This window comes from Janthinobacterium rivuli (assembly GCF_009208735.1).
In the GTDB taxonomy this organism is placed as follows: Bacteria; Pseudomonadota; Gammaproteobacteria; order Burkholderiales; family Burkholderiaceae_D; genus Janthinobacterium.
In genome coordinates this window covers 20,199-36,447 of record NZ_WFLJ01000003.1, presented here as the reverse complement: position 1 = coordinate 36,447, position 16,249 = coordinate 20,199, and the positions used below count along the sequence as shown (strand labels likewise).

Sequence of the window (16,249 nt, the reverse complement as noted above, 5' to 3'; positions counted from 1 at the left end):
TCAGGAGCGAACCTCACGATTCCGGATCAATATCGTGCGCCTTGCGCCAGGTATCCAACAGCACATGGCGCCGCGTGGGATAGCGTTCCTCATGCTGCTGCACACCGGCGATGCGGTCGATGCGGAAATGCCGGTAATCGCCGCGCAGCTCGCACCATGCGGCCAACAGGCGCTTGCCTTCGAAAAACGCCAGGGCGAACGGCCACACCGTGCGCGAGGTGGCGCTGCCCTGCTCATCCTGATAGGCGAGCGTGAGTTTCTGTTCGTAGCGGATCGCCTCGCGCACGGGCTGCACGTAACGGTCGGCCGGCTGCGTGCCGTCGGCGGGACGCCCCAGCGGCACCCACAAGCTGGTCTCGGCCATGCTGTCGCGCAGGTCGCGCGGCGAGGCTGCCGCGATCTTCGCCAGGGCATTGCTGGCCGCCTGCGCCAGGCCCGCATCGCCCTGGCGGCGCACCCAGCGCGCGCCCAGCACCAGCGCTTCCAGTTCATCGGCGCCGAACATCAGCGGCGGCAGGAAGGCGCCGCGGCGCAGCACATAGCCGATGCCCGCTTCGCCCTGCAGGGGCGCGCCCAGTTCGGCCAGGGTCTGGATATCGCGGTAAATCGTGCGCTCGGAAACTCCCAGCTGCTGCGCCAGTTGGGCCGCGGTGACGGGCACGCGCCTGGCGCGCATGGCGTCCATCAGCAGGAACAAACGGCCGCTGCGGCTCATGGACAGGCCTGCAAAGCCTGGTCGCCCATGACGAGGGCGGACAGGGCCGGCACATACAGATAACCGTCAGGCGCCAGGCGCGCCGCGCGCGTGCCCTCTTGCACGCCGGCGATGCCGTAGCAGCGCTGCAGCCTTGCCGCCCCCGGCCACCAGTGGACGGCCGCCTCCTGGTCGGGGAAGCGCTGGCGCACGCCATCGGCCTGCGCCGCCACTTGCCGGAAGTCGCGGTAAAAGGCGGGGGCAATGCCCAGCTCGGCGGCAAACGCCGCTTCCAGCGCCGCCGTGTGCGCCAATTGGGCCGCCAGCGCCATTGTTTCGCCGTCCAGGTCCTCGGGCGCCACGCCCGCCTCGACCAGGCTGCGGCGCATGTGCACCCGATCCGCCTGCGCGCGCAGGAACGCCGACTCCTGCAGCGCCAGCACGGCGCCGTCGGATACGCTTTTATGCCGCGCGGCCGGGAAGACATACAGGGCGCAGCTGCCCGCGCACACCGTGTCGACGACGAGACGCCATGGCTGTTCGCGCAGGTAGCGGCCCAGCTGCATCGCCGCCTGCGGGTCGCCACCGTCGCTATTGACGCGCAACAGCGCGGTGCCCGGCGCGACCAACCCTTGCAGCTTGGTCACGTCCCCCGCGGCGATCGGGCCGCGCAGAGCGATGCTGTCACTGCCAGTGCGGCTGACATCCGCCGCGCCGGCCAGCGCCGTCACGCCCGCCATCACACCTGCCCATAAAAAACGCTTCATCGTCATCCACCATAAAAAAAACGACCACCGCAAACGGTGATCGTTCTTCATTCGACCTGCAAAAAACCCTGCGCTTACACCACGGCGCCGTCGGTTTCGTCTTTTTCCTTGACCGGCTTGATCAAGTCTTCGCGCTTGACGCCCAGCCACATGGCGATCGAGGCCGCGACGAACACGGACGAGTAAATACCGAAGCAGATACCGATGGTCAGCGCCAGTGCGAAGTGGTGCAGGGTCTGGCCGCCGAAAACCAGCATCGACAGCACCATCATCTGGGTGGAACCGTGGGTGATGATGGTACGCGAAATGGTGCTGGTGATCGCGCTGTCGATCACTTCATGCACGGAAGCCTTGCGCTGCTTGCGGAAGTTTTCGCGGATACGGTCAAAGATCACCACCGATTCGTTGACCGAGTAGCCGAGCACCGCCAGGATGGCCGCCAGCACCGTCAGCGAGAATTCCCACTGGAAGAAGGCGAAGAAGCCCAAGATGATCACCACGTCATGCAAGTTGGCGATAATGGCCGAGACAGCGTATTTCCACTCGAAGCGCACGGCCAGGTAAGCCATCACGCCCAGGATCACCATCACCAGCGCGTTCAAGCCGTTCTGCGTCAGTTCGTCGCCCACCTGCGGGCCGACGAATTCGACTTTCTGCAAGACGACCGCTTCATTGCCGGCGGCATCCATGCAGGCGTTCTTGAGCACGTGCTCGCCCTTCTCGGTGACGGTGTCGATGGCCTTGGTCGTGCCCTGCTCGGCCTTGCACAACGCGTCAAACACGCGCTGCGAGGTGTTCGCGGCGGTCACGCCCTTTTCCACCGGCAGGCGGATCATCACGTCGCGCGCCGTATCGAAGCTGGTCACGCCCGGCTCTTCATAGCCCATGGCGATGAGGGTGCCGCGTATGCCTTCAAGGTGGGCCGCTTTCGGGTACTTCACCTCCATCAGGGTGCCGCCCTTGAATTCCACGGACAGGTGCAAGCCCTTGTGGAACAGGAAGAAGACGGCGGCAAGGAAGGTCACGGCCGAAATGACGTTGAAAATCAACGCATGGCGCATGAAGGGAATATCTTTTTTGATCCGGAAAAATTCCATGAAATCCTCTGAGTTCTGTTCTGTGCATCCGGCGGCGGGGCCGCCGGACGCTATCGCTGTTGACGCTATTCGGTAAGTCGGAGCCCTGGCTTATTTGCTCGCGCCCGGTACCCAGACCGTGCCGATCGACAAGGTCGTCAGCTTTTTCTTGCGGCCATACCAGAGGTTGACCACACCGCGCGAGACGAAGACGGAGGAGAACATCGAGGTCAGGATGCCCAGGCAATGCACGACGGCGAAGCCGCGCACCGGGCCGCTGCCGAAGGCCAGCAGCGCCAGGCCGACGATCAGGGTGGTCACGTTCGAGTCGAGAATCGTGGCCCATGCGCGGTCGAAACCGGCGGCGATCGCCGCTTGTGGCGTATTGCCTGCACGCAGCTCTTCACGGATACGTTCGTTGATCAAGACGTTGGCGTCAATCGCCATGCCCAGCGCCAGCGCGATCGCGGCGATACCGGGCAGTGTCAGCGTGACCTGGATCATCGACAGCAAGGCGATCAGCAACAGCAGGTTGGAGGCCAGTGCCAGCACGCTGAAGGCGCCGAACAGCATGTAGTAGGCAATCATGAAGATGGCGATGGCGATGAAGCCATACAGGGTCGAGTGGAAGCCCTTGGCGATGTTTTCCGCGCCCAGCTGCGGTCCGATCGTGCGTTCCTCGATGACGGTCATCGGTGCGGACAAGGCGCCCGAGCGCAGCAGCAGCGCCAGTTCGGTGGCGTTTTCCGCGCCGCCCATGCCGGTGATCTGGAAGCGCGAGCCGAGTTCCTGCTGGATGGTGGCGACCGACAGCACTTCCGGCTTGCCCTTTTCAAACAGCACGATGGCCATGCGCTTGCCCACGCGGTCGCGCGTCGCTTCGCGCATCTTGCGTCCGCCGTCGCCATTCAGGTCGATCGACACGGCCGCTTGCTGGTTCTGGTCGAAGCTGGCCGTGGCGCTGGAAATATAGTCGCCCGTCAGGATCACGTCTTTCGCCAGCACGACAGGGACGCCCTTGCCGACGGTGAACAGTTCCGAGTTGAACGGGATGGCGCTCGACAGTTCCGTGCCAGGCACGATGGTTTCATCGACCAGGCGCACTTCCAGGGTGGCCGTGCGGCCAATGATGGCTTTCGCGCGGGCCACGTCCTGCACGCCAGGCAATTGCACCACGATGCGGTCAGGACCTTGCTGCTGGATCAGCGGTTCGGCCACGCCCAGCTCGTTGACCCGCTTGGACAGGGTGGAGATATTCTGTTTCACGCCTTCATCGATGGTCGCCTTCAGGGCCGCCGGTTTCAGGGTGATGTTGAGTTTCAAATCGCTGCCTTCGCCCGCATCGGCAAAGGCCAGTTCCGACATCTGGTCGGACAGCACATTCTTGGCCTTCAGGCGCGTTTCCGCGTCGCGGAAGTTGATCTGCACGCTGTCGCCCACGCGCTCGATGCCGGCGTGGCGGATATTCTTGTCGCGCAGCACGCTACGCGCGGCGGACTGGACACCCTGGACTTTCTTGTTGAGTACGGCTTTCGCATCGACCTGCATCAGGAAGTGCACGCCGCCGCGCAAGTCCAGGCCCAGGTACATGGGCAAGGCATGTAATTTTTGCATCCACATCGGGGTGTTGGCTTGCAGGTTGACCGTCACGATGTACGCGGGGTCGCTGGCATCCGCATTCAAATCCTTTTCCAGCGCCAGTTTTGCCTTGAACTGGGTATCGGGATCGGCGAAACGCACGCGCACGGAGGCAAGGTTGCCGGCGCCATCCATGGTGACACCTTCCGACTTGACGTTCTCTTTCGTCAATATTTCCGCGACTTGCGCCATCAGCTCGCCCGTCACTTTGACGGTCGATTTGCCGCTGGTTACTTGCAGCGCCGGTGATTCACCGAAATAATTGGGCGCCGTATAGAGTGCGCCCAGCAATAAGGCGACGACGATGATGATGTATTTCCAGGCAGGATAGCGATTCATAGTGATTCAGCGTTCAGTGTTGAGCGTCGGAGGCGTCGCGAGGGGCGGCCGATAGCCGCCCCGGATCTATCATTGCCAAGGCAATGACAGCGAGGAATTACAGTGCCTTCAGGGTGCCTTTAGGCAGCAAGGTGGTAATGGAGCTCTTTTGCACCGTGATTTCGGTGCCGGCCGCCACTTCGATGGTGACGTAAGCGTCCACTACCTTGACAACACGGCCCAGCATGCCGCCGGCGGTGACGACTTCGTCACCCTTGGCCAGCGCGTCCATCATCGCCCGTTGTTCTTTGGCGCGTTTTTGCTGTGGGCGGATCATCAGGAAATACATGACCACGAACATCAATACCAGCGGCAGGAAGCTGGTCAGGTTGCCGCCGAGGCCCAGGGCGTCGGTTGGGGCTTGCGCATAAGCGTTGGAAATGAAAAACACGGTGACTCCAGTTCTAATCAGTTTGAAAAAATAGCGCTGTATTCTAGCATTGGCTATACGTCATAACCCGAATTGCAGCCATGGCAACTTTAAATGGGGCTAAAAAAGCATTATGCAATGCTTTATCGCCCCAGTCCAAGCACCAATACACAAAACTTCCGGCCATGCCGCCGCCAGGGCGCAAGCTAAGCTTTTCTTAAGTTCCGCGTGCGCGTTCCGCATGGAATTGCAGGGTAAACGCGTGGAAACGGTCTTCGTCCAGCGCCTCGCGCATCTGGCGCATCAAGTCCAGGTAGTAATGCAGGTTGTGGATGGTGTTCAGGCGCGCGCCGAGGATTTCCTTGGAACGGTGCAAATGGTGCAGGTAGGCGCGCGAGAAATTGCGGCAGGCGTAGCAGCTGCACGTCTCGTCCAGCGGCGCCTGGTCTTCCTTGTACTTGGCGTTCTTGATCTTGATGTCGCCAAAACGGGTAAACAGCCAGCCATTGCGGGCGTTACGCGTCGGCATGACGCAGTCGAACATGTCGATGCCGTTCGATACGCCCGCCACCAGGTCTTCCGGCGTGCCCACGCCCATCAGGTAATGCGGCTTGTTGGCCGGCAGGCGCGGACCCACGTGGGCCAGCATGCGCATCATGTCTTCCTTCGGCTCGCCGACGGACAGGCCGCCGATGGCGATACCGGGGAAATCGATCTCTTCCAGCTTGGCCAGCGACTCGTCGCGCAGCATTTCAAACATGCCGCCCTGCACGATGCCGAACAGCGCATTCGGGTTCTCGCCGCGGTGGAACTCGTCCTTCGAGCGCTGCGCCCAGCGCAGGGACATGCGCATGGACTTGGCCGCTTCCTCGATGGTGGCCGGACGGCCCTGAATTTCGTACGGCGTGCATTCGTCGAACTGCATGACGATGTCGGAATTCAGCACGCGCTGCACCTGCATCGACACTTCCGGCGAGAGGAACAGTTTATCGCCGTTGATGGGCGAATTGAAATGCACGCCCTCTTCCGTGATCTTGCGCATGGCGCCCAGCGAAAACACTTGGAAGCCGCCCGAATCCGTCAGGATCGGCTTGTTCCAGCCCATGAAACCGTGCAAGCCGCCGAATTTCTCCATGACGGTGTTGCCAGGACGCAACCACAGGTGAAACGTGTTGCCCAAAATAATCTGCGCGTCGATCTCGTTGAGTTCCAGCGGCGACATGGCTTTTACGGAGCCGTAAGTGCCCACTGGCATGAAGATCGGCGTCTGCACGACGCCATGGTTGAGTTTCAAGGTGCCGCGGCGCGCCTTGGTCAGGCCGCTCGTGTCGGTCTTGAGTAATGTAAATTCCAGCATGTCAGTCTTTCACGGGAGTATCAAGGTTCAGCGCAGCGCGCGATCGCGTGGTGAGCAGCATCGCATCGCCATAGCTGAAGAAACGGTAGTTCTGCGCGATCGCATGCGCGTAGGCGCTGCGGATCGGCTCATAGCCGGCAAAGGCCGACACCAGCATCAGCAGGGTCGACTTCGGCAAATGGAAGTTGGTGATCAGGCGCGTCACCGTCTTGAAGGCATAGCCGGGCGTGATGAACAGGGCCGTATCGGCGCTGCCCGCCACCAACTGGCCGCTTTGCGAGGCCGATTCCAGCGCGCGCAGGCTGGTCGTGCCGACGGCCACCACGTCGCGCCCGGCAAGTTGGGCGGCACGCACGGCGTCGACGGTTTCCTGCGGCATGGTGTACCACTCGGTATGCATCTTGTGTTCGGCCAGCACTTCCGTGCGCACGGGCTGGAAGGTGCCGGCGCCCACGTGCAGGGTCACATAGGCGAAGTTGACGCCCTTCGCCTTCAGTTGATCGAGCAGGGCCTGGTCGAAATGCAGGCCGGCCGTCGGTGCGGCGACGGCGCCCGGCACCTTGTTGAACACGGTCTGGTAGCGCGTTTCATCGAACTCATCCGCGTCATGCTCGATGTAGGGCGGCAGCGGCAAGCGGCCATGCGCCTCGATCAGCTCGAACACGTCGGCCTCGAAGTGCAAAGTGAAGAATTCGCCGGCGCGCTGGCCGACCGTGACGTCGAACGCGTCGGCCAGGCGGATGCGGCAGCCGGGCGGCGGCGACTTCGAGGCGCGCACCTGGGCCAGCACGGTGCGGTCATCGAGCACGCGCTCGACGAGCGCCTCGATCTTGCCGCCGCTTTCCTTGACGCCGAAGAAGCGCGCTTTCAGCACGCGCGTATCGTTCATCACCAGCAGGTCGCCCGCTTGCAGCAAGCCTACGATGTCGGCGAACTGGCGGTCCAGCAGGGCGTCGCCGTCCAGATGCAACAGGCGCGAGGCGCTGCGCTCGGCCAACGGAGTTTGCGCAATGTTTTCTTGCGGCAAATTAAAATCGAAATCGGAAAGCGAATACATGCGTTTTGCTTCAAAAGTACGTCAAAAATGATTAGGAGTGCGCAATGGAACATCTGGCACTATACTGTGCGCCTATACAGGCATTACAATAATCCGCCGCAACAATTTACGACTGCGGTACGCACAGGGTGTGCCGGACAACCCTCTATTTTACGCTAGCGGCACAAAAATCTCCGATATGTCCGAACCCAAGCCCGATCTTCCCCCCGCAGCCAAGCCGGCCGCGAAGCCGAAAGCCGCCAAAAAAGTGGTCAGCACGGAAAGCCGGCTGGCCAAACTGGGCTTGCGCACGGATATGGACCTGGTGCTGCACCTGCCGATGCGCTACGAGGACGAAACCAAGGTCTACACGATACGCGACGCCTGCCTGCGCGGCGGCGAGTCGTGGCAGGTGGAAGGCGTCGTCACCAAATGCGAAGTCAATTTCAAGCCGCGCAAGCAATTGCTGGTGACGATCGCCGACGAAACGGGCAATTTGCTGCTGCGCTTCATGAATTTCTATGGCAGCCAGGTCAAGCAACTGGCCGAAGGCACGCGGGTGCGCGCGCGCGCCGAACTCAAACACGGTTTTTTCGGCGCCGAGATGGTGCATCCGACGTATAAGGTGGTCAACGAGGGCGCGCCCCTGCCCACGGCCCTGACACCCGTGTACCCGTCCGGCGAAGGCCTGTCGCAGCACGTGCTGCGGCGCGAAATCGCCGACGCCATGCGCCGCATCGACTGGCAAGACACCTTGCCCGATCAACTGCTGCGCGAGATGCAGCTGTCGCCGTTCCGCGCCGCCGTGCATCTGCTGCACTATCCGCCGCAGGACATCGATGAAAGCGCGCTGATGGACCGCTCGCACCCGGCCTGGGTGCGCATGAAGTTCGATGAACTGCTGGCGCAGCAGCTGTCGCTCAAACGCGCCCAGCGCGCGCGCCGCTCGAAAGGCGCCGCCTCGCTGCCCATCGTCGGGACCTTATCGCAGGCCTTCGGCGCCGCCCTGCCCTTCAAGCTGACGGGCGCGCAGGCGCGCGTGCTCGAGGAAATCCGCGCCGACCTGCGCCAGCCGTATCCGATGCAGCGCCTGCTGCAGGGCGACGTCGGCAGCGGCAAGACGGTGGTCGCGGCCCTGTCGGCCACGCAAGCCATCGACAGCGGCTACCAGGCCGCGCTGATGGCGCCCACGGAGATCCTGGCCGAGCAGCACTTCCGCAAGATCGCCGCCTGGATGGAGCCGCTGGGCGTGAAGGTGGCCTGGCTGACGGGCAGCCTGAAGAAAAAGGAAAAGACGGCGGCGCTGGCCCTGATCGAATCGGGCGAGGCGCAGCTGGTGATCGGCACGCATGCGCTGATCCAGGACAACGTGCTGTTCGCCAAACTGGGCCTGGTGATCGTCGACGAGCAGCACCGCTTCGGCGTGGGCCAGCGCCTGACCCTGCGCAACAAGGGCGACAGCGCGGCCGTGCCGCACCAGCTGATGATGTCGGCCACGCCGATCCCGCGCACCCTGGCCATGACGTATTACGCCGACCTGGAAGTGTCCGTGATCGACGAGCTGCCGCCCGGTCGCAGCCCCATCGTCACGCGCGCCATCGACCAGAACCGGCGCGACGAGGTCATCGCCCGCGTGTACGCGGCCGCGCTGGAAGGCCGGCAGGTGTACTGGGTCTGTCCGCTGATCGAGGAATCGGAAGCGCTGCAGCTGCAGACGGCCACCGATACCTACATGATGCTGGCCGAAGCCTTGCCCGCGCTGCAGGTGGGCCTCGTGCACGGCCGCCTGAAGCCGGCGGAAAAGCAGGAAGTGATGGATGCCTTCATCGCCGGCCATATCCACGTGCTGGTGGCCACCACCGTCATCGAGGTGGGCGTCGACGTGCCGAACGCCTCGCTGATGGTGATCGAACACGCCGAGCGCTTCGGTTTGTCGCAGCTGCACCAGCTGCGCGGCCGCGTGGGCCGCGGCTCGGCGGCCAGCGTCTGCCTGCTGCTGTACCAGGGCCCGCTGGGCGGCGTGGCGCGCCAGCGCCTGATGACCATGCGCGAAACCACGGACGGTTTTGAAATTGCCCGGCGCGACCTGGAAATCCGCGGCCCCGGCGAGTTCCTCGGCGCGCGCCAGTCCGGCCAGGCCATGCTGCGCTTCGCCGACCTGGAAACGGATCAATGGCTGGTCGACCAGGCGCGCGACGTGGCGCACGATCTGCTGCACGCCACCACGGCGGCCGCCGCAGCCACCGTGGAAGCGCACCTGGCGCGCTGGCTGGGCGGGAAAGAGGAATTTTTGAAGGTGTAAGGTCCTGCGCCCTACATGCACATCCAGAAGCGGTTCGCCAGGTCGAGCATGAAGTCGGGCCGCAGATAGGCCAGGAAGACGATGGCCAGCAGCGCGGCGCCAGCCAGGCGCCATAGCCATGTGCGCCAGCTGGCCATTACGCGGCCACCGCCACGCGCTTGACGGCGCGCTCGTCGATGGGCAGGTTGATCAGCGCGGCCATGAGCCCCAAGCCGATGGTGATCATCCACACGACGTGGTAACTGCCCTGGTGCTCGTACAGATAGCCGCCCAACCACGCGCCGAGAAAACTGCCCACCTGATGCGAGAAGAACACCATCCCGGCCAGCATCGACAGGTGCTTCACGCCGAAGATGCCGGCGATGATGCCGTTCGTCAGCGGCACGGTCGACAGCCACAGCAGGCCCATGCCGGCGGCGAACAGGTACACGGACCACGCCGACAAGGGCGCCAGCAGGAACACGGTGATGACCACGGCGCGCGTCACGTAGATGGCCGACAACAGGTAGCGCTTGGCGATCTTGCCACCGAGTTTGCCCGCGTAATAGGAGCCGACGATGTTGAACAGGCCGATCAGCGCCAGCGCCGTGACGGCGATGTTCGGATTCATCAGACCCTGGTCCTTCAGGTAGGCCGGCAGGTGCACGCCGATGAAAACCAGCTGGAAACCGCAGACGAAATACCCGGCCAGCAGCAGCCAGAACGAGCGGCTGGCGATCGCTTCGCTGAAGGCGGCGCCGACGCTTTGCTGCGGGCCGCTGGCGTGCGAGACGGGCGGTTCACGCAGGTAGAAGGCCATCGGGATCATCGCCAGCAGCACCAGCGCGGCCAGCACGTAAAAGGCGTTTTGCCAGCCCACGGCGGAGATCAATTGCTGTTCCACCGGCATCATCAGGAACTGGCCGAAGGAGCCGGCCGCCGACGAGATGCCGAAGGCCCACGAGCGCTGCTCGGGCGGCGCGCTGCGGCCGATGATGCCGCTGATGGCGCCAAAGGCCGTGCAGGCCAGCGCCAGGCCGATAAAGATGCCGGAGCCGACGATGAACAGGGTGGGCTGCGTGACGAGCGCCATCCACACCAGGCCAGCCATATAGCTGATGGCGCCGATGATGACGACGCGCATGGTGCCGAAACGGTCGGCCGCCATGCCGGCGAACGGACCGAAGACACCCCACATCAGGTTTTGCATGGCCAGCGCCAGCGAATACGTTTCGCGCGTCCAGCCATTCGCTTGCGAGATCGGCTGCATCCAGAAACCCAGGCCGTGGCGCACGCCCATCGCCAGGGTCAGGACGACGCCGCTGGCGATGAGGACGGTTTTCAGGCTGGGACGGGAGGAGTGCAGTGTCATGGGGTTCCTGTTCACGCCTGTTCGGCGCCGTGGTCAGCGCGATACACGAGACCGATCTGGCCGCGCATGGTGTCAAGATTGCGCATCAGCGCCACGCTGTCGGCGTGCGGCATGACGGGGCTTTCCAGCAGGCCGGCGCGGATGCAGCGCATCGCTTCGATCGCCTCGTGCGCGTAGCCGTTGCCCAGGTGCGGCGCGGCGACGACGCGGCGCGCGCCATCCATCGCTTCGACGATCAGGTGGTCGGGCTTGTAAAATCGGTTCGGCAGGCGGATGCGTCCCAGGCTGCCGGAAATGGTCATTTCCGTCGGCGTTTGCGCGCGCAGGCTGCAGGCGCAGGATGACGTGCCGCCACCCGCATGCAGCAGCGAGAACACGACCTGCTCATCGACGCCGGTGGCACCCATCTCGGCCAGCGCCTGCACCTGCGATACGGGGCCGAGGAAGAAGGCCGCCATCGATAGCGGATAGATGCCCACGTCGAGCAGCGCGCCGCCGCCCAGGTCAGGATTGAACATGCGGTGCTCGGGCGGGAAATTGGCGACAAAGCCGATATCGGCCTGCACCTGCCGCAGCATGCCGATCTCGCCGCTGGCGATGATGCGTTGGGCTTCCTGCACGGCGGGCAGGAAGCGGCTCCACATGGCTTCCATCAGGAACAGCTTTTTCTCGCGTGCCAGGTCGACCACGGCCTGCGCTTCGCGCGCATGCATGGTGAACGGTTTTTCGCACACGACGTGCTTGCCGGCGGCCAGGCACATCAGGGCATTTTCCGCATGCAGGGTGTGCGGCGTGGCGATGTAGATCACGTCCACGCCAGGATCGTCAGCCAGCGCCTGGTAGGAGCCGTGGCAATGTGCGATGCCGAATTCGGCGCCGAAGGCCTGCGCGCTGGCGCTGCTGCGCGAGGCGACCGCCAGCAGTTGCGCACCGGGCGCATCGCGCAAGCCAAGGGCCATCGCGCGGGCGATCTTGCCGGTGCCGAGGATGCCCCAGCGGACGTTGTTTTCCATGCTCTACTCTCTTTCTGCGCCAGCGACCTTGCGCTTCGGGCGGAACACCGCCGCGTCATTGTAAAAATCGTCGTCCTGTCTTTCGCACCAGCCGGGCAAGCCAAGCACTGGCAACGGCGTGAAGTCGGCGGTCGTCAAGCCATCACTGGCCAGGTCTTGCGCCACCCGCGCGTCGAGCCAGGCGCGCCGCGCCGCATCGTCCAGGGTGAAATAAGCGTCGCCGGCGAAGATCACGCGCGTGTGCGCCGTGATGGCCTTGCGCGGCGCCACCAGTTTTTCCATCAGCGCGTGGCCGAACAACCAGACCTCGGCGTCGCCGTCCGCGCCAAATTTCTCGCGCTGCGCAAGGAAGGCGCCGCGCCAGTCGTGTCCGCGCAAGGCCGCTTCCAGCGCGCGCCCGGCGTCGCTGTCGCGCAGCACCAGCAAGGCGGAATTTTCATCGAAAATCGTCGCGCCATCGCGCGCGGGACCGCGCGATTTGCCGACGCCGGACAGCGCGATCTGCGCCGCCTGCAGCGCGTTCAATTGCCGCTTGATGCGGGGGAAGGTGAGCCAGACGAGCGCGTTGAAAAAATCGTGCAGATTGTCGCGCGTAGGCACGCCGCCCGTCGCACCGATGAACTCTTCATAGGCGACGCCTTCGGGCAGGTCCGCTTGCGGCACGAAGGCCAGCGGCAAGCCGGAGGGATTGCGCAAGTCCAGCGCCCGCGCCCGCCCGTTCAGCGCGGCAATCACCGTGTCGCGCTGCAGGTCCAGCTGCCGTCGCGCCGGCAGCACCGTGGCAAACCAGGGGCGGGTCCAGTCTATCGATGGCAGCATGGCGTGATTACACCATTTTCCAGTTGATCTGCTCGCCCGCGTTGAGCGGAATCACGTGGCTGTCGCCCAGCGGCAGCGAAGCCGGCAAGGTCCAGCTTTCGCGGCGCAAGGTGATGGTGTCCGTGTTGCGCGGCACGCCGTAGAAGGCCGGGCCGTGGAAGCTGGCGAACGCTTCCAGTTTATCGAGCGCGCCGGCCCGTTCGAACGCTTCCGCATACATTTCCATCGCGTGCAGGGCCGTGTAGCAGCCGGCGCAGCCGCAGGCCATTTCCTTGGCGCCTTGCGCGTGCGGCGCCGAGTCCGTGCCGAGGAAGAAGCGCTCGTCGCCGCTGGCGGCGGCCGTCATCAGGGCCAGGCGGTGCTCTTCGCGCTTGAGGATGGGCAGGCAGTAGTAATGGGGGCGGATGCCGCCCTTGAAAATCTCGTTGCGGTTGTACAGCAGATGGTGCGCCGTGATGGTGGCGGCGATCGGTCCTTCCGCTTCGGCCACGTACTGCGCCGCATCCTTGGTGGTGATGTGCTCGAACACGACGGACAGGGCCGGGAAGGCGCTGCGCAGCGGACGCATCACGCGCTCGATGAAGACGGCTTCGCGGTCGAAAATGTCGATTTCCGGATCCGTCACTTCGCCATGCACGAGGAAGGGCATGCCCACTTCCTGCATCACTTCGAGCACCTTGTAGCAATTCTTCAAGTCCGTCACGCCCAGGTCGGAGTTCGTCGTGGCGCCGGCCGGATACAGTTTCACGGCTTGCACGATGCCGCTGTCCTGCGCGCGGCGGATTTCGTCGGGCGAGGTGTTGTTCGTCAGGTACAGCACCATCAACGGATCGAAGTTCACGCCTTCGGGCACGGCGGCCAGGATGCGTTCGCGGTAGGCGGCGGCATCGGCCGTGGTGGTGACGGGCGGCTTCAGGTTCGGCATGACGATGGCGCGGCCGAACTGGCGCGCGCTGTGCGGCAGCACGCTGGCCATGACGGCGCCGTCGCGCAGGTGCAAATGCCAGTCATCCGGACGGGTGATGGTGATGGAGGATGGAACGGCGGCTGGGGTGTGATCGGGTGTGGACATGGCGGCTGCTCTCAGGCGGTCATTGCGAATAGCGCCATTTTACCAGCCGCGGGGCCGTCCCGCCGGCCAGGATCACCTGTATGCGCGGCCTCCCGGACGGCAAAACGGCCGGTATGCGCCGGCCGTTTTCAATATCAAGCGTACACGCGAATCAGGATTTGGCCTGCGGCTCTTCCTGCTTCGCCACCCAGGCGCGAATATCGGCCAGCATCCGGTCCAGCGCGGCGCGGTCGTACACCTGGCCACGGCTGACCACCAGGCGGATCTGGCGCGTGGCGCCGATATCCTGCAGCGGGTTCGCGTCCAACACCAGCAGGTCGGCCGCCTTGCCGGCCGCCACGCTGCCGTAGCGATCCAGCTTGCCCAGGAAGCGGGGACCGTTGATGACGGCAGACTGCAAGGCTTGCTGCGGCGTCAGGCCATACTGCACGTACAGGCCGATTTCATCGTGCAAGGCCTGGCCCGGGTAGTCGAAGGAATTCAGGAAGCCCGCATCCGTGCCGGCGATGATGCTCATGCCCTGCTGCTGCAAAATCGGCAGCAGCTTCGCCGATTGCTCGAACTGCGCGTGACGCAGGGCGATCGCTTCCGGGCCATCCTTGGCGGCGCGCTGCACGCGCCAGTCGTAGGTGGCGCGCAAGCCCTTGCCGATGTATTGCAGGGCCGGATCGTGCGTGTGGTCTTCGCGGTCCAGGTAAGCCGTCACGCGCGAACCCCACAGGGTCGGCACGATGGCCGTGCCGCGCGCGGCCAGGTAGCTGAAGGCCTTGCGCGCCGTCGGCTCGTCGTAGCTTTGCACGCTTGCATGCATGGCTTCCTTGCCCGTCATCGCGCCGGCGGCCACCTTGTCCGTCAGCTCCTGCTCGCGCGGCGTGGCGGCGCGCAGCAAATACGATTGATGTTCGATCGTGCCCAGGCCCGCATCGGCCATCTGCTCCAATGTCAGCTGCACGGGGATATGGCCCGAGGTGCGCATGCCCCGTTCGCGCGCCTGGCGCAGCGCTTCGAGGTACAGCTCAGGCTTCAGCGTGTTTTCCGTGATCTTCACGAAGTCCACTCGTTGCGCCTGCAGGCCGTCCAGCGCGCGCGTGACTTCCTGCGGCGTGCCCACTTCGATGGTGCCCTTCCACAGCGGCTTGATGCCTTCCAGCTTGGCGCCGGACGTGAAGATGGTCGGGCCTTGCAGCTGGCCCGCGTTGATCTGCCGGCGCCATGCCAGCACCGTGTCGGGCAAGTCGCCCGAGCAGTCGCGCACCGTGGTGATGCCATGCGCCAGGTACAAGGGCAGCAACTGCTTGTTCTCGTCGATCAGCTCGGGGCCGCCGCCGAAATGCACGTGCGTATCCCACAGGCCCGGCATCAGGTATTTGCCGGGCAGGCGGATGGTACGCTTCGGTGCGTAGTTGCGCAGCTGCGCCTCATCGACGACGGCGACGATGCTGTCGCCCTTGAGCAGCACGGTCTTGCCGTTGACGGCGCGGCCGCCAGCAACATCGATCAGGGTGGCGTCGCGCAGGACGATGTCGACGGCGATCTTGTCCGCCGCGTGGGCATGGGCAAGCAGGCCCAGCGCCAGCATCGCGCCGGCTGTTTTTTTCATGACAGGCATTGGTACTCTACTTCAAAGTGATGGAAATTTAATGGATGATCTTGGCGAGGAAATCGCGCGCGCGGTCCGAGCGCGTCGTATTGAAGAAGTCATCCTTGCTGCAATCCTCGATGATCTTGCCCTGGTCCATGAAGACGATGCGGTTGGCCACGCGCTTGGCAAAGCCCATTTCGTGCGTGACCACCATCATTGTCATGCCTTCCTGCGCCAGGCCCACCATCACGTCGAGCACTTCGTTGATCATTTCCGGGTCGAGCGCCGATGTCGGCTCGTCGAACAGCATGGCGATCGGGTCCATCGACAGCGCGCGGGCGATGGCCACGCGCTGCTGCTGGCCGCCCGACAGCTGGCCGGGGAATTTATCCTGCTGCGACAGCAAACCCACGCGGTCCAGGTACTTCAAGCCCTTGGCGTTGGCTTCGTCGGCGCTGCGGCCCAGCACCTTGATCTGGCCGATGGTGAGGTTTTCGCGGATGGACAGGTGCGGGAACAGCTCGAAATTCTGGAACACCATGCCGATGCGCGCGCGCAGTTTCGACAGGTTCGTTTTCGGATCGTTGACGGCGATGCCGTCGACGAATATCTGCCCTTGCTGGATGGGTTCGAGGCCGTTGACGGTCTTGATCAGGGTCGACTTGCCGGAGCCGGACGGGCCGCAAATGACCATCACGTCGCCCTTGGCGACCTGGGTGGTGCAGTCGGTCAGTACCTGGAACTGGCCATACCATTTGCTGACGTTATTGAGTTCGATCATCTTGTTCTTTCTT

Annotated in this window: 15 protein-coding genes; 1 reads left to right on the top strand and 14 read right to left on the bottom strand. The window is 64.0% G+C overall.

Going from position 1 to position 16,249, the window contains the following annotated elements; genetic code table 11:
• Positions 1 to 13: 13 nt before the first annotated feature.
• The 7 genes from GCN78_RS04480 to queA form a co-directional block, all read right to left on the bottom strand.
• Positions 14 to 715 (bottom strand): helix-turn-helix transcriptional regulator, encoded by a 702-nt coding sequence (locus GCN78_RS04480; protein WP_193316612.1) that lies wholly within the window; start codon positions 713 to 715, stop codon positions 14 to 16.
• Positions 712 to 1,461 (bottom strand): hypothetical protein, encoded by a 750-nt coding sequence (locus GCN78_RS04475; RefSeq protein WP_152250629.1) that lies wholly within the window; start codon positions 1,459 to 1,461, stop codon positions 712 to 714. Before GCN78_RS04475 ends, GCN78_RS04480 begins: the two co-directional genes overlap by 4 nt.
• A gap of 74 nt (positions 1,462 to 1,535) precedes the next feature.
• A complete protein-coding gene (gene secF / locus GCN78_RS04470) occupies positions 1,536 to 2,558 on the bottom strand; it encodes a protein translocase subunit SecF (RefSeq protein ID WP_152250628.1) in 1,023 nt (340 codons plus the stop codon).
• 90 nt (positions 2,559 to 2,648) lie between these two features.
• Positions 2,649 to 4,514 carry a protein translocase subunit SecD gene (gene secD / locus GCN78_RS04465; protein WP_152250627.1) on the bottom strand — a complete coding sequence of 622 codons (1,866 nt, stop codon included), beginning with the start codon at positions 4,512 to 4,514 and terminating at the stop codon, positions 2,649 to 2,651.
• A 97-nt stretch (positions 4,515 to 4,611) separates the two neighbouring features.
• Positions 4,612 to 4,944, bottom strand: coding sequence for a preprotein translocase subunit YajC (yajC, locus tag GCN78_RS04460; protein WP_152250626.1), 333 nt, complete (start codon positions 4,942 to 4,944; stop codon positions 4,612 to 4,614).
• 196 nt (positions 4,945 to 5,140) lie between these two features.
• Positions 5,141 to 6,280, bottom strand: coding sequence for a tRNA guanosine(34) transglycosylase Tgt (tgt, locus tag GCN78_RS04455; protein ID WP_034745502.1), 1,140 nt, complete (start codon positions 6,278 to 6,280; stop codon positions 5,141 to 5,143).
• A gap of 1 nt (position 6,281) precedes the next feature.
• Entirely contained in the window at positions 6,282 to 7,337 is a 1,056-nt protein-coding gene (gene queA / locus GCN78_RS04450; protein WP_152250625.1) for a tRNA preQ1(34) S-adenosylmethionine ribosyltransferase-isomerase QueA, read from the bottom strand.
• A 178-nt stretch (positions 7,338 to 7,515) separates the two neighbouring features.
• Between queA and recG the strand changes: the two genes are divergently transcribed.
• Positions 7,516 to 9,618 (top strand): ATP-dependent DNA helicase RecG, encoded by a 2,103-nt coding sequence (gene recG, locus GCN78_RS04445; RefSeq protein ID WP_152250624.1) that lies wholly within the window; start codon positions 7,516 to 7,518, stop codon positions 9,616 to 9,618.
• An 11-nt stretch (positions 9,619 to 9,629) separates the two neighbouring features.
• Here the strand turns inward: recG and GCN78_RS29870 are convergent, their stop codons facing one another.
• The 7 genes from GCN78_RS29870 to GCN78_RS04415 all read right to left on the bottom strand — a co-directional run bounded on the left by GCN78_RS29870 (position 9,630) and on the right by GCN78_RS04415 (position 16,236).
• Positions 9,630 to 9,755 (bottom strand): hypothetical protein, encoded by a 126-nt coding sequence (locus GCN78_RS29870; protein WP_257620246.1) that lies wholly within the window; start codon positions 9,753 to 9,755, stop codon positions 9,630 to 9,632.
• A complete protein-coding gene (locus tag GCN78_RS04440; protein ID WP_152250623.1) occupies positions 9,755 to 10,969 on the bottom strand; it encodes an MFS transporter in 1,215 nt (404 codons plus the stop codon). Before GCN78_RS04440 ends, GCN78_RS29870 begins: the two co-directional genes overlap by 1 nt.
• An 11-nt stretch (positions 10,970 to 10,980) precedes the next feature.
• The gene (locus GCN78_RS04435) at positions 10,981 to 11,982 is read right to left on the bottom strand and encodes a Gfo/Idh/MocA family protein (RefSeq protein WP_152250622.1); all 1,002 of its coding nucleotides are present in this window, start codon (positions 11,980 to 11,982) and stop codon (positions 10,981 to 10,983) included.
• 3 nt (positions 11,983 to 11,985) lie between these two features.
• Positions 11,986 to 12,801 carry a DUF3025 domain-containing protein gene (locus GCN78_RS04430; protein ID WP_152250621.1) on the bottom strand — a complete coding sequence of 272 codons (816 nt, stop codon included), beginning with the start codon at positions 12,799 to 12,801 and terminating at the stop codon, positions 11,986 to 11,988.
• A gap of 7 nt (positions 12,802 to 12,808) precedes the next feature.
• Positions 12,809 to 13,873, bottom strand: coding sequence for a dihydroorotase (gene pyrC, locus GCN78_RS04425; protein WP_152250620.1), 1,065 nt, complete (start codon positions 13,871 to 13,873; stop codon positions 12,809 to 12,811).
• A gap of 151 nt (positions 13,874 to 14,024) precedes the next feature.
• The gene (locus tag GCN78_RS04420; RefSeq protein ID WP_226939464.1) at positions 14,025 to 15,473 is read right to left on the bottom strand and encodes an amidohydrolase family protein; all 1,449 of its coding nucleotides are present in this window, start codon (positions 15,471 to 15,473) and stop codon (positions 14,025 to 14,027) included.
• A 37-nt stretch (positions 15,474 to 15,510) separates the two neighbouring features.
• Entirely contained in the window at positions 15,511 to 16,236 is a 726-nt protein-coding gene (locus GCN78_RS04415) for an amino acid ABC transporter ATP-binding protein (protein WP_152250618.1), read from the bottom strand.
• Positions 16,237 to 16,249: the final 13 nt, after the last annotated feature.